The 18,887-nt window shown below is 48.6% G+C and carries 20 protein-coding genes; 5 read left to right on the top strand and 15 right to left on the bottom strand.

The window, feature by feature from the left end; translation table 11 throughout:
• Positions 1–322: 322 nt before the first annotated feature.
• The 6 genes from ACFQ0C_RS12130 to ACFQ0C_RS12105 form a co-directional block, all read right to left on the bottom strand.
• Positions 323–1,651, bottom strand: coding sequence for a 6-phospho-beta-glucosidase (locus ACFQ0C_RS12130; RefSeq protein WP_379367039.1), 1,329 nt, complete (start codon positions 1,649–1,651; stop codon positions 323–325).
• Positions 1,648–2,631 (bottom strand): N-acetylglucosamine kinase, encoded by a 984-nt coding sequence (locus ACFQ0C_RS12125; protein WP_379367037.1) that lies wholly within the window; start codon positions 2,629–2,631, stop codon positions 1,648–1,650. Before ACFQ0C_RS12125 ends, ACFQ0C_RS12130 begins: the two co-directional genes overlap by 4 nt.
• A 60-nt stretch (positions 2,632–2,691) precedes the next feature.
• Entirely contained in the window at positions 2,692–4,302 is a 1,611-nt protein-coding gene (locus ACFQ0C_RS12120) for a gamma-glutamyltransferase family protein (protein WP_379367323.1), read from the bottom strand.
• Between the two features lie 694 nt (positions 4,303–4,996).
• Positions 4,997–5,410, bottom strand: coding sequence for an HIT family protein (locus ACFQ0C_RS12115; protein WP_379367035.1), 414 nt, complete (start codon positions 5,408–5,410; stop codon positions 4,997–4,999).
• A 23-nt stretch (positions 5,411–5,433) separates the two neighbouring features.
• On the bottom strand, positions 5,434–6,195 hold the full coding sequence (locus ACFQ0C_RS12110; RefSeq protein WP_379367033.1) for an MOSC domain-containing protein: 762 nt from the start codon (positions 6,193–6,195) through the stop codon (positions 5,434–5,436).
• A gap of 175 nt (positions 6,196–6,370) precedes the next feature.
• Positions 6,371–6,877 (bottom strand): DUF3189 family protein, encoded by a 507-nt coding sequence (locus ACFQ0C_RS12105; RefSeq protein ID WP_379367031.1) that lies wholly within the window; start codon positions 6,875–6,877, stop codon positions 6,371–6,373.
• A gap of 226 nt (positions 6,878–7,103) precedes the next feature.
• Here ACFQ0C_RS12105 and ACFQ0C_RS12100 point away from each other — a divergent pair, with 226 nt between their 5' ends.
• Together ACFQ0C_RS12100 and ACFQ0C_RS12095 are read left to right on the top strand one after the other, a co-directional pair.
• Positions 7,104–7,310 carry a DUF1657 domain-containing protein gene (locus ACFQ0C_RS12100; RefSeq protein ID WP_258215899.1) on the top strand — a complete coding sequence of 69 codons (207 nt, stop codon included), beginning with the start codon at positions 7,104–7,106 and terminating at the stop codon, positions 7,308–7,310.
• Between the two features lie 30 nt (positions 7,311–7,340).
• Positions 7,341–7,559, top strand: a complete 219-nt coding sequence (locus tag ACFQ0C_RS12095) for a hypothetical protein (RefSeq protein ID WP_379367028.1) — start codon at positions 7,341–7,343, stop codon at positions 7,557–7,559.
• Between the two features lie 69 nt (positions 7,560–7,628).
• On the opposite strand, the gene abc-f is transcribed toward ACFQ0C_RS12095, so the two are convergent.
• The 5 genes from abc-f to ACFQ0C_RS12070 all read right to left on the bottom strand — a co-directional run bounded on the left by abc-f (position 7,629) and on the right by ACFQ0C_RS12070 (position 12,313).
• Entirely contained in the window at positions 7,629–9,635 is a 2,007-nt protein-coding gene (gene abc-f / locus ACFQ0C_RS12090) for a ribosomal protection-like ABC-F family protein (RefSeq protein ID WP_379367026.1), read from the bottom strand.
• A 104-nt stretch (positions 9,636–9,739) separates the two neighbouring features.
• The gene (locus ACFQ0C_RS12085; protein WP_379367024.1) at positions 9,740–9,883 is read right to left on the bottom strand and encodes a hypothetical protein; all 144 of its coding nucleotides are present in this window, start codon (positions 9,881–9,883) and stop codon (positions 9,740–9,742) included.
• 157 nt (positions 9,884–10,040) lie between these two features.
• Positions 10,041–10,841, bottom strand: coding sequence for an SDR family NAD(P)-dependent oxidoreductase (locus ACFQ0C_RS12080; RefSeq protein ID WP_379367022.1), 801 nt, complete (start codon positions 10,839–10,841; stop codon positions 10,041–10,043).
• A 15-nt stretch (positions 10,842–10,856) separates the two neighbouring features.
• The gene (locus ACFQ0C_RS12075; RefSeq protein ID WP_379367020.1) at positions 10,857–11,282 is read right to left on the bottom strand and encodes a MerR family transcriptional regulator; all 426 of its coding nucleotides are present in this window, start codon (positions 11,280–11,282) and stop codon (positions 10,857–10,859) included.
• Positions 11,283–11,302: 20 nt separating this feature from the next.
• Positions 11,303–12,313, bottom strand: a complete 1,011-nt coding sequence (locus ACFQ0C_RS12070) for a medium chain dehydrogenase/reductase family protein (protein ID WP_379367018.1) — start codon at positions 12,311–12,313, stop codon at positions 11,303–11,305.
• Positions 12,314–12,492: 179 nt separating this feature from the next.
• Here ACFQ0C_RS12070 and ACFQ0C_RS12065 point away from each other — a divergent pair, with 179 nt between their 5' ends.
• Positions 12,493–13,437: a hypothetical protein gene (locus tag ACFQ0C_RS12065; RefSeq protein ID WP_379367016.1), complete on the top strand. Its 945-nt coding sequence runs from the start codon at positions 12,493–12,495 to the stop codon at positions 13,435–13,437.
• A 202-nt stretch (positions 13,438–13,639) separates the two neighbouring features.
• On the opposite strand, the gene ACFQ0C_RS12060 is transcribed toward ACFQ0C_RS12065, so the two are convergent.
• The 4 genes from ACFQ0C_RS12060 to ACFQ0C_RS12045 all read right to left on the bottom strand — a co-directional run bounded on the left by ACFQ0C_RS12060 (position 13,640) and on the right by ACFQ0C_RS12045 (position 16,163).
• Positions 13,640–13,987: a hypothetical protein gene (locus ACFQ0C_RS12060; RefSeq protein WP_379367014.1), complete on the bottom strand. Its 348-nt coding sequence runs from the start codon at positions 13,985–13,987 to the stop codon at positions 13,640–13,642.
• Positions 13,988–14,015: 28 nt separating this feature from the next.
• The gene (gene aspA, locus ACFQ0C_RS12055) at positions 14,016–15,440 is read right to left on the bottom strand and encodes an aspartate ammonia-lyase (protein ID WP_379367012.1); all 1,425 of its coding nucleotides are present in this window, start codon (positions 15,438–15,440) and stop codon (positions 14,016–14,018) included.
• A gap of 30 nt (positions 15,441–15,470) precedes the next feature.
• Entirely contained in the window at positions 15,471–15,713 is a 243-nt protein-coding gene (locus ACFQ0C_RS12050; RefSeq protein WP_445324354.1) for an EamA family transporter, read from the bottom strand.
• 168 nt (positions 15,714–15,881) lie between these two features.
• On the bottom strand, positions 15,882–16,163 hold the full coding sequence (locus ACFQ0C_RS12045) for an EamA family transporter (protein ID WP_379367010.1): 282 nt from the start codon (positions 16,161–16,163) through the stop codon (positions 15,882–15,884).
• A 131-nt stretch (positions 16,164–16,294) separates the two neighbouring features.
• On the opposite strand from ACFQ0C_RS12045, the gene ACFQ0C_RS12040 reads away from it, so the two are divergent.
• A complete protein-coding gene (locus ACFQ0C_RS12040) occupies positions 16,295–18,340 on the top strand; it encodes a Na+/H+ antiporter (protein ID WP_379367007.1) in 2,046 nt (681 codons plus the stop codon).
• A gap of 116 nt (positions 18,341–18,456) precedes the next feature.
• On the top strand, positions 18,457–18,633 hold the full coding sequence (locus ACFQ0C_RS12035; RefSeq protein WP_379367005.1) for a hypothetical protein: 177 nt from the start codon (positions 18,457–18,459) through the stop codon (positions 18,631–18,633).
• The last annotated feature ends 254 nt before the right edge of the window (positions 18,634–18,887 follow it).

The raw sequence follows: 18,887 nt of genomic DNA, 5'->3' as shown, positions 1-18,887 counted from the left end.
GAACATTCCCCTTTTCAAATGTCATTATTATTAACACTAAAGTTCGTACGGCTATTATAACTCCGAATGTATCCGCTTAACTATCCCACGGAAATACAATAAAGTTGAATTTTTTAATCTAATATTGAATTTTAGTCTATTTTTTATGATTAATGTTAGTTTATATAACATGTAAGTAAGCGCATCCAATCAAAAACCATTGTTTTTTAGCCCTCATGTTAGCTTTGAAAGCTCTTAAAAAAAGAAAAAAACTGCAATCCAGCCAGGATCACAGATTTTTTCACCTTCATTTCGCGATTAGTGTAGCCAAAAACCGAGAAACTCACTCTTCAGCTTGCGGAAACTGCGGAAGCCACACCTTATTTTCCAGCAGAATGTCGTCCAGCACTGTTTTGGCAAGGGCCGCATCCCCTACGAGCGGATGAATAGTCAGCGCCTGGAGCGCGGAAGCATAGTCTCCCTCAACGGCGGCCTTGACCGTTAATTCTTCATACGCCTTTACGACCTGAAGCAAACCACGCATTTGTGCTGTTACCGGAGCCAAGGGCTGAATCGGGTGAGCGCCCTGCGCATCTATCACACAGTTGATTTCTACCGATGCGTCATTCGGCAGGAACGGCAGAATCCCGTTGTTTTTTACGTTTACCGTCTGGATATTTCTTGCGTTGTTGTAGATTGCCTTAATCAGATTGACAGCCGCCTCGGAATAATAGGCCCCACCTCTCTTCTCAAGCTGCGGCGGCTTAACCGCCAGCTCCGGATCCTTATACAGCTCGAATAATTCCGCTTCGACCCCGATTACATCGTCCGCGCGTGTCGTTCCATGCTCACGGAACTTCTCCTGCATGTGCCCAAGCATCGTATTCCTCATGTAATAATACCGATGATAGCTGCAAGGAAGCGCGCCCACGGCTTGAAGGAAGTCGTCATCCCAACCAAAATCGGGAATATTCTTCATCGTCAATCCGCTCGCTCCGGCCGCCTTGCTCAGGAAGCTGCGGGTTACATCCTCCCCGTCAATCAGGATGCGCGTCGTCCAGTTCAGGTGGTTGATGCCCACCATCTCTGTTTCAACCCTCGCAACATCGATATCGTACAGCGCGGCAATCTGCATACGAGTACCGATCGGAAGATTGCAGAGCCCCATCGTGCGGATCTTGGAATGCTTGATTACCGCTTCGGTGACAATGCCTGCCGGGTTCGTGAAGTTGACGAGAAACGCGTCCGGTGCAAGCTCCTCCATATCCCGGCAAATATCGAGAATGACGGGAATCGTACGAAGCGCCTTGGCGAACCCACCGGCCCCCGTTGTTTCCTGTCCGATCAGCCCATGCCGGAGCGGAATTTTCTCGTCGCGGGAACGCGCCGACAGCAGTCCGATTCGCATTTGCGTAGCAACGAAGTCTGCGCCGGCAATTGCAGCCCGCCGATCAAGCGTCAGGCTAAGCTGGATTGGCACTCCGGCCTTTTCGATCATACGCTCCGCCAAACGACCAACGGTCTCCAGTTTGCCCTTTCCCTCTTCGACATCGACCAGCACCAGCTCGGTCACTGGCAGCTCACTGTAATTCTTGATGAATCCCTCTATCAGCTCAGGGGTGTACGATGATCCGCCGCCTATGACCGCTATTTTCAGAGCTTTTTTTCTCACGATTTGTACCCTCCGTAGGCTATGAATTTGTTCATGATAATATCCGTTACGGGCAGCTGCAGCCGATCCATCGCCAGCAGCACCGAACCGTACACCGGCGACAGCTGCGGCACTACGAGCTCGAAGGCATATTGCCTTTCAGCGATTGTCTCCTTCAGCGCCTGAAGCAGGTGAGGATTGCGGCCCTCTTGAACGACGCTGCCCACTAGCACAATCGGCACCATTTCAGAGCCGAAGCCGCCGAGGCGTTGAATAACCGAGTTCGCCGCAATGCCGAGCTCCTTACCCGAGCCACGCAGCAGCTCGATGGCCAGTTCGTCCCCTTCGTCCGCTGCCTGGTGAAGCACGATCGTTAATTCCCCTGGAACTTGTCTTACATCGCGATCGAGAAAATCGTTCACGAGCGCCTCCATCGTGTCAAAACCAAAATAACGGGGAACCCTATCCGTTAGCAGCGACTGTCTCTCCCGCAGCTCCCACGAGCGAACGGCGCTGCTGAAAGCTTCGCGTGCCAGATCGGTTCCACTCGTCCGGTCGCCGTACAAGGGCCCAAGCCCTCCGGTCTGCACCATCCGTCCTTCCCGGTTGCGCCCTGCAGCATTCGTACCGCTGCCGCATACGAGCACAACGCCCGTATTGGTGGGGCTCCCCGCCCGCAGCCCTGTCATCGTGTCGCAGACCAGATCCCAGCTCGCGAACGGAAGCCTGCCCAATGCCGGAAGCAGCACATCAAAATCCTTCTGTCGGTCTGCACCGGCTAGTCCGTATTGTACAAAGGCGATATCGTCATGCACCAGCTGCGCTTCCGCGAGCGCCATGGCAATCGATTCACTAATATTGGCCATCGCCTGCTCGACGCCAAAGTTCTGGTGATTACTGCGGCCCGAGATGCCCTGTCCAAGCCGGTTGCCCTGCCCATCTGTAACTACCGTATAAGTCTTACTGCCTCCGCCATCAATGCCCATTAGGTATGGCATCATCTGCCTCCTCTCCGTTATTCACTTCTTACTCCATGCCTCATATCAAAGACTCGCTCCAACTTACCATACGGCCACATGTCCATCGGCCCGCGGTTCCGTCCCCCCGGCCAACACGCCGGTATCAGGCTCGCGCCATATAATCTGGCCGCGTCCGAACATGCCGGAATCAAGCGCCCGCTGCACGGTATGTCCCTTGCGAGCAAGCGCCTGTGCAAGATGATCGGGAAATTGAGGCTCGACCTCGATCATCTTCTCCCTCAGCCAGCGCCATCTTGGCGCATCAAGCGATGCCTGCGGATTGAGGTGAAAATCGATCGCATTCATGACAACCTGCACATGCGCCTGGGGCTGGATCGAACCGCACATGACGCCGAAGCAGCCGATGGGCTGTTCATCCTTCGTGATAAATCCAGGGATGATCGTATGATACGTTTTTTTGCGGGGAGCGAGCACATTGGGATGCGCCGGGTCCAACGAGAATCCTGCACCCCGATTCTGCATGCAGATGCCTGTTCCAGGAATAACCAGGCCGGAACCGAAATCGCCGGAATGACTCTGGATGAACGACACCATATTGCCCTCCCCATCTGCCGTCGCCAGATAGACCGTTCCGCCCTTCGGCGGCTCCCCGGCAGTCGGCATCAGCGCTTCCTCGCCGATTAATGATCGTCGCTGTGCCGCGTAAGCCTCAGAGAGCAGCTCCTCCACAGTGACCTTCATGTTTCGCGGGTCCGTAATATAACGCAGCCCGTCCGCATAAGCGAGCTTCACGGCTTCAATCTGCTTATGCAAGGTGGCAGGCGTATCCTTCCCGTCGAAATCAAGTCCCTTGAGGATGTTCAGTGCCATCAACGCGATCAGCCCCTGTCCGTTCGGAGGCATTTCCCAAACATCGTAACCGCGGTAGTTCACACTGATGGGCTCCATCCATTCCGGCTGGTATTCAGCCAAATCCTCCTTGGTCAAAAAGCCGCCATGCTGCCGGAAGAACGCATCGATGCGCTCAGCGAGCTCACCTCGGTAGAACGACTCCGCGTTCGTTTCGGCAATGGATCGCAAAGTCCGCGCATGATCAGGCGAACGCCAGAGCTCACCGCTGCGGGGCGTACGGCCGCCTGGAACAAATACATCCATCCACGAAGCGAACAGCAACTCATCGTTCAGAGCACGGATGTTGTCATGCCCGAGCTTCCAGTAGCTGCTGATCGTCGGTGACACGGGAAAACCCTGTTCCGCGTAGCGAATCGCCGGAGCTAACACCTCCGTCAACGGCAAGCGGCCGAACCGCTCCGACAGTGCTACCCACGAAGCAGGCGTTCCGGGAACCGTAACCGGCAGCAAGCCGTAGGTTGGCATTCTGGCATGTCCGTCAGCCAGCACCTTGTCAAGCGAAATGGCCGCCGGGGAAGGACCGCTGGCATTCAGCCCGTGCAGCTTGCCCTCCGTCCATACCAACGCGAATGAATCGCCGCCGATAGAGTTCGAGTTCGGCTCAACGACAGTTAGACAAGCTGCCGTCGCAATTGCAGCGTCGATCGCATTCCCTCCCCGCTTGAGCATATCCAGTCCGGCTTCGGCCGCCAACGGTTGGGTCGTGGATACCATTCCCCGACTCGCATAAGTCACCATTCTTCTGGATGAATAAGGATAATACAAGGCATCGTATTGCATCGTCACCGACATCATCTCCCTCATAATTGCGTCATTGAAATCGGTGATCCCACGACGGGCCGACCGATTTAATGAACATTATGTGCACTCTTCTTCCACGGTGTCAACTGAAATTGCGAGGCTCACGGACTCCCCCTACAAACCCGCTAAAAGGCCTTCTCTAACGGCCTGGGGCTGCAAAAATCGGCCTGTATATCGCTGTCGTTTTTTTGCCATGCAGCACTTTTTGGCATCAAAAATGGGACAATTATTATATGTTATCGAATTTATAGATGGCGCTTTCAAAAAGTTCTTAAAAGTTTCACAATTAGTGCAAATTTACGACATCTTGATCCCTTCACCACACCCACGCCTTCTTTTGTTCTACTCTGTACTTTGCATCGATCCTTACTTCCTAACCCGTCTTTGATCTGGCCTCCCACAAGGAATGAGCTAGAGCTTTAGCGGATGTATTCGTTCCGCTATGGCTTGGAAAGCACAACAAACAGAGAGATAAAGGAACAACTTCTTCCGTAATCTCTCTGTTTTTGTTCAATATGTTCCCATTCACTCTAAATAACGGAATTCTGGTTTCCGCTATCATCTTAAATTGGAAGCGGCAGATTCAATAACGGAATTTTCAGTTCCGTTCAGCACCTTAAGAGCACCAGTCACAAGACCGAACCTTCTGTGAGGCAAAGCTTATTCAATAGCTTTAATCGTTCATAGCTTTTAACATTCTCTCTTTGGTTTCTTTTAGATGATTCCCCGCATCATAAGGATGTAGAGGTTCACTCCAAGAAAAGCCATCCCCTTCAAACCTTGGAATGAGATGCATGTGGTAATGGGTCAGATCATTAAAGCTTCCGCCATTTTGACATATAGTTATTCCGTCCGGTGCAAACACCTTCTTTATAACTTTGGACAGCTTTATCGAAGCATCCATTACAGCATAGGCGGTTTCAGTATCCATTTCTTCGACGTCCAAATAATGCTCTTTCGGTAGAATCAGCAGATGCCCCTCATTGAATGGAGCGATATCCAAAACACAAGCAACAAGTTCATTTTCATAAACCATATTTAAGTTAGGTTCATTGCCATTAGCAATTCTGCAACCGAGGCAACCCACACTCACCACTCCAATTGGATGTATTAGTCAGTCGTATTATGTGAATCCATTAAAAATACCTTCTCACCGACGCTAATTTGTCCTGTCTTTTTTACAGAAGCGTATACCCCGAAATTTAAATTCATCTCCTCGTTTACTTTTTTCAACAGAGATTTATCATATTCCAAAGTATCCGGATCGATTGTAATCATTGAACAGCGCTTACAGTACATATCAACCTGCAGCTCCGCATTCCCTATTAATAAACGTTTCCCTATCCAGTTGCTTTCGTCAAATGAGTTCTCGCCTAAAGACACCGTAAAGTTGGCTCTAAAACGACGCTTATCCAAATTTTTGCCCCATATATCCTCAAGCTTCCGTAATGAAGCATCTGTAATTATCAATATACTGCATGTATCCACAGCCAAAAGATCTTCATTACTTGGTTTGTAGTCCAGCATGGACATTTTTGTTTTCGAATAGGCTTGTATCTCTCCTAGCAGCTCTTCATCCCACTTTAAAATCCGGCCATTTGGCGAGATGACATTCACTTGGGGAAACTCCTCTTCAGAACCATCACCTATTAACTTGGCTTTATAGCTAAGCATGTCAGGAATTTGTCTGGCCGTAATATATCTGGACCATCCCTCTTTCGTTTCATCGATAAAGGCATAACTGCGGTCACCATATAATCCATAGGTCTCGATTCTCGTTGTCTCCAAGCTCTCTCCAGCAAAAGACTTTATAGGATATCTATTAATTTCCCTTATTTCCCCAATAGATAATAGCGTCGATGCTCCCGACATTCGCACACTTCCTTTCCTGTATAAATAGTACCATAAACTGACAAATAGATTAACATTTATCACTGTATTCCGCATGAAGAAACTACCCCAAAGCAGAGCCAGTCCTAGAACAACAAACAAAAAAAACCTCCAAAACCACTGTCAAAGTGGGGATGGAAGCTTACTGTCCGCAACGCTATTTTAAGCCTTTATTTTCTAGCATGACCAATTGTGAAGCAGAAATTTTTGCTGCCTGTTTCGTTTGATGAACCAAGTTAACAATGTCCTTGTAAGCTTTCTTTGCCCCCATCACTAACAACGGAACTCCGATAAAATCAATTTTTAACCAACGCGAAAGCATACCGCCCATCGTCATTGAAAGAGGTACGGTCGGCGAAGTATTCGATAAAATAATTTTCTCATGCAATACATTTTCATCAAGCAGCATCTGGATAAGATTATAAATGCCCGGAATCAGGATTTTGGATCGTCCTCTGCCCATTGTATATACTTGATTCCCCTCATCATCGGTTCCATGAAAATATAACTTGCCTCGGTCTTTATACACCAATTTATTGAAATTATGCGAAGCTAATATCTCCGTTTTGGTCGGCTCTCTATTTACATCCAGCTTATTAAGATGGTAGGAGGCTGCCAATACCGTTGTGTGCGTCCCACCAAAATCATTATAAATATAAATCATATTTTTTCCTTCCCTACTATGTAATTGTCTAAATTCCAAAGTTGTATAGCCTTCAAAGCTTAGGAGCAGGCAGCATGAAAATGTTCTAAGTTAACTTAGTATGCTGTACCCTTCATTTTCATATTCATTCAAAAATTGCTTCTCTTCGCTGGTTTTAATTTTTTCCAGTTTTTTTTTACTAATATGGGATATATTATGTTCGTTACTTAAAGAGGAGGTGAAACCAATGACCGTAGCATCCCAAGTAAAAACATGCGTAGCTTCGTTAAAAAGCGCCCAAGCAAGTCTTGAGCAATTTGCTTTGGAAACTCAAAATCAAGAAGCAAAAACTCTTTTCACAAATGCTTCCCAACAAACACAACAAATTTTGGAGCAGGTGGAGAGTCGGGTTCAGCAACTAGAGAACGAGGAACCTCAATATAAGGGATTCTAAAATCATTTAACCGGATGGAGGAATTTGAACATGGCTCAACAAATCGATACAAACCTGTTAAAAAAAGCAGAAGCTTCCTCTTCGATCGCTAAAGATATGATTGCTCAAGCGATCGAACAATCGGCTGCAAACCCAACGTTATGTGAAGAAGCTTTAAAAGCAGCTTCTGCTGAAATAGCCCAGGCGCAAACGATGGTAAGCCAGGTATATTCTTCACTTCAAACCGCCGTCCAACAGCCTCAATCCTAGCTGCCAGCTGTATTGAGAACCACAGAATGCAAAAAAGGATGGCATTATGCCATCCTTTTTTGCATACCTCTAAGCGAGCTCCAGCCACGCCTCGAACAGCGCATCGAGCTGCTCACGCAGCGCTTCCCGCTCGCGCCACCGCGCCTCCAGCTGCGCCGCATCGCCGCCGCTGTCGCCTAGCTGCTGCAGCTTCGCATCTGCAGCAGCCAGTTCCGCTTCGAGCGCGGCTATCTGCCGCTCGAGCTGCTCGCGCCGCCGCTCAGCGGCCTGCGCGGGAGGCTGCGGCGCGGACGCTGCCGCGCTTCCCACCGCAGCGCCGAGCGCTTCCGCGGCGGATGCGCCAGAGCGGGCCGGCTTGCCTTCGGGCCGGGCTCCGGCGGCTTGCCGCGCACTGCCAGCGGCTAGGCCTCCAGCTTCCGCCTTGTTTCTGGCGGAAGCCTCCTCCTGCTGTCGCTTCTTCGCCCGGTACTCGTCAAAATCGCCGAGGTACGTCGCAAGCTTGCCCTTCTCCAGCTCCCATACCCATTGTGCCAACCGGTTAATGAAATACCGGTCATGCGATATAGCTAGCACCGTCCCTGGAAATTCCTCCAGTGCTTCCTCCAGCGCCTCGCGTGAAGCGATATCCAGATGGTTGGTGGGCTCATCGAGCAATAGCAGGTTCGGCTTCTTCAGGACGAGCAGCGCAAGGCGCAATCGTGACCACTCGCCTCCGGATAGCATACTTACCGGCTTAAATACATCTGTGCCATAGAACAAATATTTGGCGAGAATCCCCCTCGCTTCGCCTTCCTCTATGCCTCCTTCCAGCCGGAAGTATTCCAGTGCGGTCTGCTTGCGATCTTGTATCTCCGTCTGCTGGGCAAGGTATCCAACCTCGACACGTGCGCCCAGCTTTATTTCCCCCTTATCCGGTGATTCTTCACCAAGCAGGAGCTTGAACAATGTTGTTTTGCCGGAACCGTTATCGCCCAGTAGCATAACCTTTTCGCCGTATTGAAGGCTTCCTTCGGCACCCGTCAGCACGCTGCGTTCTCCATAAGCCTTGGAAATCCGCTCGAAAGCAACAACCCTGTTCCCTGAGCGATCAAGCGGCAAAAGCTCGAAATCAGCGGTTCGGGGCTCCAACACGGGTCGTTTCACTATCTGCATACGTTCCAGCGCCCTTCGGATAGATGCCGCCCGCTTGAAAAACTTCTCATTCCCTCCAACACGCCCCCATTCCTCAAGCTGGCGAATCGTCTCCTTCATTTTCTTGATGACCTTCTGCTGCTCTTGAAATTGAGCGAACTGCTGCAGCAGTCGTTCTTCCTTTTCTTTCATATATCCGCTGTAGTTGGAGGTATACGTATGAGCCTCCCCATCCTCGAGCTCAATCATTTTGGAGGCCACCCGGTCAAGAAAATACCGGTCATGCGATACCACAACGTATGCGCCCGTGTAGCTTTGCAGAAACTGCTCCAGCCATTCAATCCCCTTCAGATCCAGGTGGTTCGTCGGCTCATCAAGCAGCAGCAAGCCCGGACATACAATCAGCTGCGAAGCTAAGGACACCCTCGTCTTCTCGCCTCCGGAGAGTGTGCTGAAGCTTTGTGCGTAGACGCTCTTTGATATTTGCAGACCGCCTGCCACCTTGTCTATATTTGCATCCATTTCATAACCGCCGCCACGTTCATAGCGTTCCTGAACAGCTGCGTAGGCTTTCAAAAGCTGTTCAAGCTTCTCGGGACTCGAGGCAGCGTCGGGTTTGGACATTTCTTGCTCCAAATGGGACAATTCCTTCTGAAGCGCTATTAATTCCCGGTAACCGTAGGCAAACACTTCGTAGACAGTAAGACTCTCGAATTCAGCTGGAATTTGGGGCAAATACCCGACCTGCATATCCTTCTTCAGAGTCAGCATACCCTCATCCACATGCATGTGCCTGGAGATGAGCTGCAGCAGCGTCGATTTACCACAACCGTTTCGGCCGATTAGACCGATCTTCTCTCCATCGTGAATTTCAAACGTAACCCCGTCCAGTACAAGATGGGCTCCCAAGTATTTTTTTATATGTTGACCGTTAACAATTATCATATAAGATCCTCCCAGAGATGAAGACCCTATCCACAATCCGAACGACAAAAAAGAGCCGCAGCAGCAAGCCGCGACCCTTCGAATGATACAGCAATCCGTATCGGTTAAGGTAGGCATCTTCTCGCGAATGGTAACAACGTATAGGTATAAACGGACAGACTTCTCCCATTGCAAGAAAAAGCATGAACGAGGCCAGCCATAGCAATCGGCAGCTGGCTAATACGGTTGTTCACCATCTCGTGATTCACCTACCTCACCTCCTTGAAAATAATTACTTTTTACTTTAGCACGAAACATATAGGTATTGCAATCTCTAACCTAAACTAAGCGACCTATAGCTTTCTAAAAGGCAGTATACCGCCGCTGGAATTTCGCATGAACGGAACAACTTATCCGTTCTTTTTTTTAAACACCCGGCTGCTGTCCGCCGTCAATTACGATTTCCGTACCCGTGATCGAGGGAACTCGGTCGGAAACGAGCAGGAGCGCCATCGCCGCTATCTCAGCCGGATCTACCATATGCCCAAGCGGAATAGCTGCATTCATCTCCGCTTTTTGAGCATCAACGGATACTCCTTTAGCCTCTGCATGCTGCTCAGCCAGCCTTTCAGCCCGCTCCGTAGCCGTAGTTCCCGGGGAAATGGCGTTAATTCTCACATTGGATTTAGCCAGTTCCTTGGAAACCCCTCTCGTGAAGTTAAGCAGCGCCGCGTTGGCGGTACTGCCGGCCAGAAACGCCGGGCCCGGTGTGCGCCCTGCTCCACCGACGATATTCACGATGCGGCCGTCACGCTGATTGATCATATGGGGTGCCGTTTCCTTCACCATTCGGATGTACCCGAGCAGCTTCAAGCTCCATGCATCCATAAACGCCTCCTCCGGCAGCTCGAAAAACGAGCCTGCCTTCGCCGACCCGGCATTATTAATTAATATATCGATGCGGCCAAAACATTCCAAAGCGGTTGCTACCGCTTGCTTCACCGTCTCCAACTCGCGCATATCACCACTTACTGTGACGATGCGCGAAGCGCCCCCCTCAGGATGTCCCTCACGAATAGAAGCAGCAGCTTGCTGCATGCGTTCAGCATCCCGCGCCACCATTACGACGGAAGCCCCTTCCTCGAACAGCGCTTTAGAGCAGGCAAACCCGATCCCTGCGCTTGCCCCTGTGACAATCGCTATTTTACCGGCAAGTCCTAAATTCATTTGAATCTCCTCCTTTTAATGGTTAAGGTTAACCTTGCTTTGGACTTTCTTGAATGCTTGCTCTTTCAACATATTCGAATAGAACCGGCTTTTTTCCTGTGCAATCTCCTTGACCGTTTCCAGATGCTTAATCTGCTGCTCCAACTGATCGATGTGCCGTGCCAGCATGCTGATTCTATCCTGCAGCGAACCGCTAATGTCTACATCCTGATCGTTAAGGGTAAGGATACAACCGTCCTTTGTAAAAGCTGCGATGCTCTCCAAGCTCATCCCCGTCTGCTTTAACCCATGAATAAACCGAATAAACTGGAGCTCCTGATCATCATAACGCCGCATTCCATCCTGGCGACCCGGTTTGGGAAGAACGCCTATCTTTTCATAATATCTAAGTGTAAAAGCCGTAATCCCCGTCAGTTTCGATATTTCTCCGATAGAGTACATGAGGGGCGTCTCCTTTCTTTTTATAGACCAATCAATACAACTTTCCCAACAGATAATGACTTCTCAAGCAACTGCTGCGCGTATGCCGCTTCAGACAACGGAATTCGGTGGGAAATCACCGGATTTATTCGTCCCTGCTCTAGCAATGAGAACAGAACACCCACATCCTCCTTAAACCAATCCGGTCTTTCTTTTCTTAAAGCTGTAATGCTATATAGATAAGCTGGGTTTCCTTGGTCCGTTTGCTTTGTCTCCGATAAAATTGTCCAATCCTTAACCCAATTCTCACGATTCTCATGCCCCAAAACAGAGGTGTAGCCGTAGCCGACAAACCTACCCTTTGTACCTAAAGTTTGAAACGATCGCTGCCAATTCTGTCCCCCTATAGGATCAAACACTGCATCCATGCCTTGCGGAACCAAATGACCGAGCACCTGGACAAAATCATCATTCCGATAGTCAATTGGCGTTGCACCAAATTGGGAAACACTGTGATGCTTGATTGCGGAAGCCGTGCCGAACATAATTACATTCGCAACCTTTCCAAGCTCCAGCAGTGCGGATCCCACGCCACCACTTGCGCCATGGATAAGGATGTTCTCCCCTTCGGAAACCTTAGCAATACGGTGAAGCATTTGATAGGCTGTCACATAGTTGAGAATAATCGCAACGGCTTGTGCAGCATCAATAAATTCAGGTACTTTGAATACATCCTCAACCGTTGCATATACATACGCTGAATAACCGCCGGTTCCGTTAAAAAAGGCGCCAACCCGCTCTCCACGCGAATAGTGTTCGACTCCTTCTCCCAGTTCATCAACAACTCCAACTATATCATACCCCGGTGTGAATGGAGGCGTTGGCGATAGCGGATATACGCCCTCTCTTCTCATAATATCCGCAAGAGCGACTCCAGCACTCTGAACTTTAATGCGAAGCTCCCCTTTATGGGGCATACACAGCGGCTCCTCTATCGTATCAAGAACATCAGCTCCTCCGTACCGGGTTACAACTACGCGCGTATTCAACATAAGCATGTCTCCTCCAACTGGAATATCAGATAATTGCATTTTATAGCTTAGAGTCAACTCTAAGTCAAGTGCAGTTTTTTTCTGATCCGTTCAGCTATAATCTAACTATTGGAAACCGAAGTGCAGTGACGACGTAATGAAAATAAGGCTATTTCGAAAAAAGAAACGGAGGATTATCCATGCCAGACTCATTGCACAGCCGATTGATGGAAGCGAAGGAACGGAAATTCCGCCTTCAAAAGGCGGAACGCCAAAAAGAGGAGCTGCTGAAGGAATCTCGCAAGCAGGAGCGGCTCATCATACAGCTCGAGCTGCAATTGGAATCGGAGCAATTAGATGTGGACAAATTGACACGAATGTCTCTTGCCAACCTGTTTCATACGATTCTTCGAAACAAAGAAGAACAGCTTGAGATGGAGCGTCAACAGGCGTTAGCTGCCGCACTCAAGCTGCAAGAAGCCAAGCAGGCGCTCGAGGGCATGGAAGCCGATTTGGAGCAGGTCGGCAATGATCTCATGGACTACCGCAACGCAGAGCGCGAGTACGAGAAGCTCATGGCTGAGATGGAATCTGTCCTGCGCAGAGAGTCTTCATCCTCAGCCAACATGCTGGCTGAGATGGATGGGCAAATCTCGGATCAGACCGTCCATGTCAAAGAAATCTTTGAGGCATTGACCGCTGGACGACGGGTGCTGGCCTCGCTGGAGGATGCCTCCGCAAGCTTGGAGAAAGCGGAAAATTGGGGGAAATGGGATATGTTGGGCGGCGGTACCATCAGTACACATGTGAAGCACAACCATGTCGACGACGCCAAACAGTATATTCATAATGCAAACCGTCTGCTGCTGAATTTCCGTAACGAGCTGGCCGATTTGAAGCGCAGCGTGGACATCCATATAGAAATAAGCGGACTGCTGAAGATGGCCGATTATTGGTTCGACGGATTGATTACCGACTGGGTCGTCCAAGGCCGCATCCAACATGCTCAAGACCAAACACTTGAGGCAATTCATCATATCCGCACCATCGTCCGCCAGCTCCAAACGGAGCATACTGCCGCCGAGTCGGCACTGGCAGGAATAAAAACGAAGCGTATCCTGTGGATTGAACAAATCGAACCCTAATGTATAAAAGAATTGGGCTGTTAGAGCGGAGTGAACCGGTCCCAAAGTTCAAACAAAAAAACCTCCGAAACCACTTTTCTCTGTCAAAGTGGTTTCGGAGGCTTTTGTTCTATAAATCAATAATAGCAATGTACTCAATAAATCCAAAATTGACTTCCGAAACAGAACAGCAGATCCCCTGCCAAAGCTTAACTAGCTGAAATTAGTTAGTACGGATCGGAGCAGGCTTGGTGCCGAGCGGTATCAACGACTGGTATACTTCACCCTCCAAACGTTCTTTATGCTCAGCTTTTGCTTTTTCAATAATTTCCGGGTTTAGCATGGCTTCAATGGCAGAGGAAGCCATAACCTTACCGGCTAACAGCAAACCCTTGTGGGCAATAGAAGATTTGCCTTGTGCAACCATCTGCCAGCTATGCGGCATTGTTCCGAATGCGCAGGTCGTCACGTATACTTGTCCAGTAGGGACGAGCCAGCTTACATCGCCGACATCTGTAGACGCGCATCCATGCCCGTTGCCGCCCTCAATAACGGCTTCTTTGGTAATCACTCCAGCCTTGGCTTAATTCTGACACCAATCAATTTTTATCCAGCAGCACCTTTCCGGCTATTCCCGGCTGAGTCATTTGGTAAGGATCCAAAATAATATCCAGCTCTTCTTCCGTCATCACATTATATAGCAGGCACAACTCACGCAAGGATCGTCCCGTTTCAATAGCTTCACGTGCAATTCTTGCGGCTATTTCATAGCCAAGATGGGGATTCAGCGCCGTAATAACGCCAACACTTTTGTCCACATACTCCTTGCATCTCTGTTCATTGGCCTCTATCCCTTCCAAACAGTGAGTATTGAATACTCCAAAGGCCTGATTCATCATGCTTAAAGATTGCAGCAAATTAAAAACCAGCACCGGTTCCATTACATTTAATTCAAGCTGCCCCGCTTCTGAAGCCAAACAAATCGTATGGTCATTGCCAATCACTTGAAAAGCTACCTGATTGATTACCTCGCACATCACCGGATTGACTTTACCCGGCATAATCGACGATCCAGGCTGACGAGCGGGAAGGCTGATTTCCCCCAAGCCGGCGCGCGGTCCGGAAGCCATTAGACGCAAGTCATTTGCCACCTTTGACATATTAATCATACATACTTTCAAAGCGGCGGAAACTTCCGTGTAAGCATCGGTATTTTGAGTAGCATCAGGTAAATGCTCGGCATTTTTTAAAGGCAGCCCGCTAAGGCCAGCTAATATTTCAACGGACCTGACAATATATTGGGGATCGGCATTCAGACCCGTTCCTACTGCGGTGGCCCCCAAATTCACTTCATATAAATGCTCTTTCGTCCGCGCGATCCTTTTTATATCCCTCTCAAGCACCCGGCTGTAAGCTTCAAACTCCTGGCCGAGCCGAATCGGAACCGCATCCTGTAAATGGGTTCTACCCATTTTAATAACTCCGTCGAATTGCTTTGTTTTTCGTAAAAACGTTTCATGCAAATGCTGCAAAGTTACCAACAGCCGTTCAATTAACGATAAGACCGCAATATGAATAGCTGTAGGAAAGCTGTCATTAGTTGATTGGGACATATTGACATGGGAATTTGGACTTAGGGAAAAGTAGTCGCCCTTGGTTCCTCCAAGAAGCTCAATAGCCCGATTGGCTATAACCTCGTTTGCGTTCATATTAATGGAAGTTCCTGCACCTCCCTGAATCGGGTCCACGATAAACTGATCATGCCAATGTCCAGAAATCACTTCTCCTGCAGCTTCTACAATGGCGTTACCCAGACGCGGATTTAATTGCCTTATTTCCATATTTGCCAATGCTGCCGCCTTTTTGACCATAGCTATAGCTTTAATCAGCTCTTCATGGATTCTGTATCCGGTAATCGGGAAATTTTCCACAGCTCTTAAGGTTTGAATCCCGTAATAAGCACCCTGAGGCACTTCCTTCTCTCCTAAAAAATCCTTCTCTATTCGTACTCCTTCATTCAACATGCTACTGTCTCCCTTCTGATCGGCTTGCTCTTAAGCCATTTGCTGAATCTTTTTGGGCTTGCCGTTAATGAAAAATATACTGACAGCAATCAAAATAAGTCCTGCAAAGAGCTGAAACGTAAACGATTCCCTTAGAAGAAGCGTTCCGGTTAAAATCGATACAAAAGGAACGAGAAAGGTATAGGAAGCCACCTTGCTCACATCCCCGGAATTAACCAGTGTAAAATAGACTGCCCAGGAAGCCGCAACTCCTAGTATCCCCCCGTACAGCAATACTGAAACATAGGTCAGATTCCATACGACATCACCCCAACTCCCCTATCAAGCCATACCCGTTAACAAACAGCCTCCGATTAAACATTGAAATGCTGCAAGACACATAGAATCCACTCGACAGCTTACCTTTTTCACATAAACCGTTCCGAGTCCCCAACCAATAGCTTAACCCAAAGCCAATGCAATGCCAAGCAATGAAATATACCCATAAAACCCTTGCACGCTGACCACCGTTACCCCCAGAAAGCCGAGCAACAATCCCACGACCTTCAGAATGGACATACGCTCCCCCAGCCACATCCATGCGAAAATAGCTACAAGCACTGGCTGCAAATAAACAATTACCGAGAATAAACCTATGGGGAACAATTTGGCATTCGGATCCACAGTAAATTCGGTTGGGGTACCGCCATCTATATTACTATTCCAATTGATTAATACCATCATCTATAAACCGGCACAACGACCTGTATACTCCATTAACACCAGGGTCGGTGTGTTGGTTTTCATTTATTTGTCCATAATAGCTTATAGCCCCCACCATAAATTTACATAGACACAGAATGGAGATTGACAGGATGGAGACTTTTTTAGATATTTTAGTATTGATATCATTAGTCGGTATATCCCAAGTGGTTCATCATTTACTTCCTATTATTCCGGTACCGCTCGTCCAGATTGCCCTCGGTATTATCGTGGTCCTATTGCCAGGTCACATGCATGTACCGCTGGAGCCGGAGCTATTTTTTGTTCTATTCATTGCCCCTCTATTGTTCCAGGACGGACAGCGGACGCCACGTGAGGAATTATGGAGTCTCAAAGGTCCTATTCTCCTTCTGGCCATAGGTCTTGTGTTTGCTACGGTTCTTGTTGGCGGCTACACCATCCACGCCCTGATTCCGACTATTCCGCTCGCGGCAGCCTTTGGATTAGCCGCTATTCTGTCTCCAACGGATGTTGTAGCTGTAGGCGCCATAGCATCCAGAATTCATTTGCCCAAGAAAATTCATCGGCTGCTCGAAGGGGAAGGGCTGATGAATGATGCTTCAGGGCTGGTTGCTTTCAAGTTCGCCATCGCAGCTGCAGTGACCGGTGTATTCTCCATCCAAGAAGCTTCAGTCAGCTTTGTTATCGTCTCTGTTGGCGGGCTGATATTTGGCGCTTTCTTATCCCTGGTGTTCATCTGGTTCCGGTCCTTGCTTCGGCGCTTTGGTATGGAGGATGTTACGGTACACATGCTGATACAGATTCTTACACCGTTCGTGCTGTTTCTAATGGCGGAGCATGCCGGGCTTTCCGGAATATTAGCTGCTGTAGCCGGTGGAATTGTCCATGCTGTTGAGCAGGATCGCACACGGTCCTCTTCTCTGGAGCTAAAGGTAGTTTCGGAGAGCACATGGTCTGTAATCTTGTTCATTTTAAACGGCCTCGTATTTGTCATTCTTGGTCTTCAGATTCCGGATATCGTGCAGCATATAATTGATGATTCCATGTACAGCATCATAAAGGCATTAGGCTACGTGGTAGTCATTTATGTGCTGCTAATTGTGCTGCGCTTTTTATGGCTGTATGTATTCGGCCACTTATCGTGGATGCGACGCAACAAAGAAACGAAACCAACTACGTGGACACCTCTTTTATTACTTTCGGTTTCCGGTGTGCGAGGTGCCGTGACATTGGCCGGCGCCTTCACGATACCGCTGTTTCTGGACAGCGGAGCTCCCTTCCCAGAAAGAAACCTGATTATTTTCTTGGCAGCCGGCGTTATTCTCTTGTCGCTTGTGATGGCCAGTATTACATTGCCTTTATTGATTGCAAAGGAAAGCCCGCAGCCGGATACTTCTTCCGATGATAAGGAGACCACAGCGGAGTCCCGATCCATAGCTGCAGCGCTTGGAGCTGTAAGGCAAGCACAGAATGACGATAGTATTGCAGCTTCTATCGTGATCCATGCTTATGAACTACGATTGGCAGGGCTGATGAACGAAAACTCTGAAGTCCGGATTAACGGCCGTGAGCGTCAGCAGGAATTGGCGTTGCGCAGATTGGGAATTGAGAAAGAAAAGCAGCTGGTCGAGCAATTATTGCAGGAAGGCAGTATCCGGGCTGAAGATGCCAGTAGAATGCAAACCAATCTAAAGAGAGCTAAGCTAGCGCTGACAAGCCCCCTGCATCTATGGTACATACTGTTTTCCATACTATTCAGCAAGCTTGCCGCCACTTTGATCCCGGCCAAACGCGCTGCATTCACCCCCTTATCGGCAGACCATAAAAAGGAAATGATTCGGATAAAAATAAAGTCATTAGAGGCAGCAGTTGAAGGAATCCACAAAACCACTTTGGAGAGCCCTGATGCTACTGCCACTGCTGCTCGGGTTATCAAGCGATACAACTATATTATCGCTATGCTTCGTGATCAGTTATCCTCTGATCCGGAGAAGCAGCGTTTGAACGAGCAGGTGAAGGAATTGGAAATGATTGCAATCCAGGCAGAGAGAGATGAAATCCAGTCCCTTTTCCAACAAAGGCTTTTAACCAGACAGCAGTACAACAAGCTTCAATTAATGATTAGTATACGGGAAGCGGATAGCATTGAAGAAGGAATGGCTGTGCTGTCCAATTGATCTTTGCACGTTTTTTTCATTGCGCGATCCTGCTGTATATTATATGATAGGAACTGACGTTCTATATCTGGAATGATTTGCGTTGCAAATCCAAAAATATTACAGCAGGTGATACCATGGAATCCAAAAACTTCTACGACGAGCTAAGAGTAAAGTACCAGGATGAAGACCGCGCCAAGCTCCTCATGCAGCAGCTAAGAACCTACCAAGAGAGCAAGCGGCAAAGAAAATGGTGGCAGAAGTTAGATTTACGCCAGAATATCAAAGTGAAGCCAAAGTCGTGGAATGAATAATGCCTGCTGAGTGGCCAATTCGTTTATTTTATTAAAGGATTGCATAGTCACATCACAGTCTGTATGACCAATGCAAAAACGTGCTATCTCTAAAGTCATTTTGGGACAGCCTTTCCACCACTTATCCGGTTACATAGAACCCTCCGCGCAAATTATCTGGAAAATGTCGGGTTAATTACTCCAAAAATAGCGTTCCAAGCCCTATAGCTGGAATTCCTCATGCTAATTCTGAATATTTTGGCTAGTATCATCCA

This window comes from Paenibacillus sp. GCM10027630 (genome assembly GCF_042676305.1).
Taxonomy (GTDB): domain Bacteria; phylum Bacillota; class Bacilli; order Paenibacillales; family NBRC-103111; genus Paenibacillus_S.
This window is presented reverse-complemented; position numbering and strand designations above follow the sequence as displayed.

Bases quoted from the DNA above. Each gene is read 5' to 3' on its own strand.
- ACFQ0C_RS12125 (WP_379367037.1), bottom strand. From the start codon at position 2,631: ATGATGCCATACCTAATGGGCATTGATGGCGGAGGCAGTAAGACTTAT.
- ACFQ0C_RS12120 (WP_379367323.1), bottom strand. From the start codon at position 4,302: ATGCAATACGATGCCTTGTATTATCCTTATTCATCCAGAAGAATGGTG.
- ACFQ0C_RS12110 (WP_379367033.1), bottom strand. From the start codon at position 6,195: ATGTCGGGAGCATCGACGCTATTATCTATTGGGGAAATAAGGGAAATT.
- ACFQ0C_RS12105 (WP_379367031.1), bottom strand. From the start codon at position 6,877: ATGATTTATATTTATAATGATTTTGGTGGGACGCACACAACGGTATTG.
- ACFQ0C_RS12100 (WP_258215899.1), top strand. From the start codon at position 7,104: ATGACCGTAGCATCCCAAGTAAAAACATGCGTAGCTTCGTTAAAAAGC.
- ACFQ0C_RS12095 (WP_379367028.1), top strand. From the start codon at position 7,341: ATGGCTCAACAAATCGATACAAACCTGTTAAAAAAAGCAGAAGCTTCC.
- abc-f (WP_379367026.1), bottom strand. From the start codon at position 9,635: ATGATAATTGTTAACGGTCAACATATAAAAAAATACTTGGGAGCCCAT.
- ACFQ0C_RS12080 (WP_379367022.1), bottom strand. From the start codon at position 10,841: ATGAATTTAGGACTTGCCGGTAAAATAGCGATTGTCACAGGGGCAAGC.
- ACFQ0C_RS12075 (WP_379367020.1), bottom strand. From the start codon at position 11,282: ATGTACTCTATCGGAGAAATATCGAAACTGACGGGGATTACGGCTTTT.
- ACFQ0C_RS12070 (WP_379367018.1), bottom strand. From the start codon at position 12,313: ATGTTGAATACGCGCGTAGTTGTAACCCGGTACGGAGGAGCTGATGTT.
- ACFQ0C_RS12065 (WP_379367016.1), top strand. From the start codon at position 12,493: ATGCCAGACTCATTGCACAGCCGATTGATGGAAGCGAAGGAACGGAAA.
- aspA (WP_379367012.1), bottom strand. From the start codon at position 15,440: ATGTTGAATGAAGGAGTACGAATAGAGAAGGATTTTTTAGGAGAGAAG.
- ACFQ0C_RS12045 (WP_379367010.1), bottom strand. From the start codon at position 16,163: ATGATGGTATTAATCAATTGGAATAGTAATATAGATGGCGGTACCCCA.
- ACFQ0C_RS12040 (WP_379367007.1), top strand. From the start codon at position 16,295: ATGGAGACTTTTTTAGATATTTTAGTATTGATATCATTAGTCGGTATA.
- ACFQ0C_RS12035 (WP_379367005.1), top strand. From the start codon at position 18,457: ATGGAATCCAAAAACTTCTACGACGAGCTAAGAGTAAAGTACCAGGAT.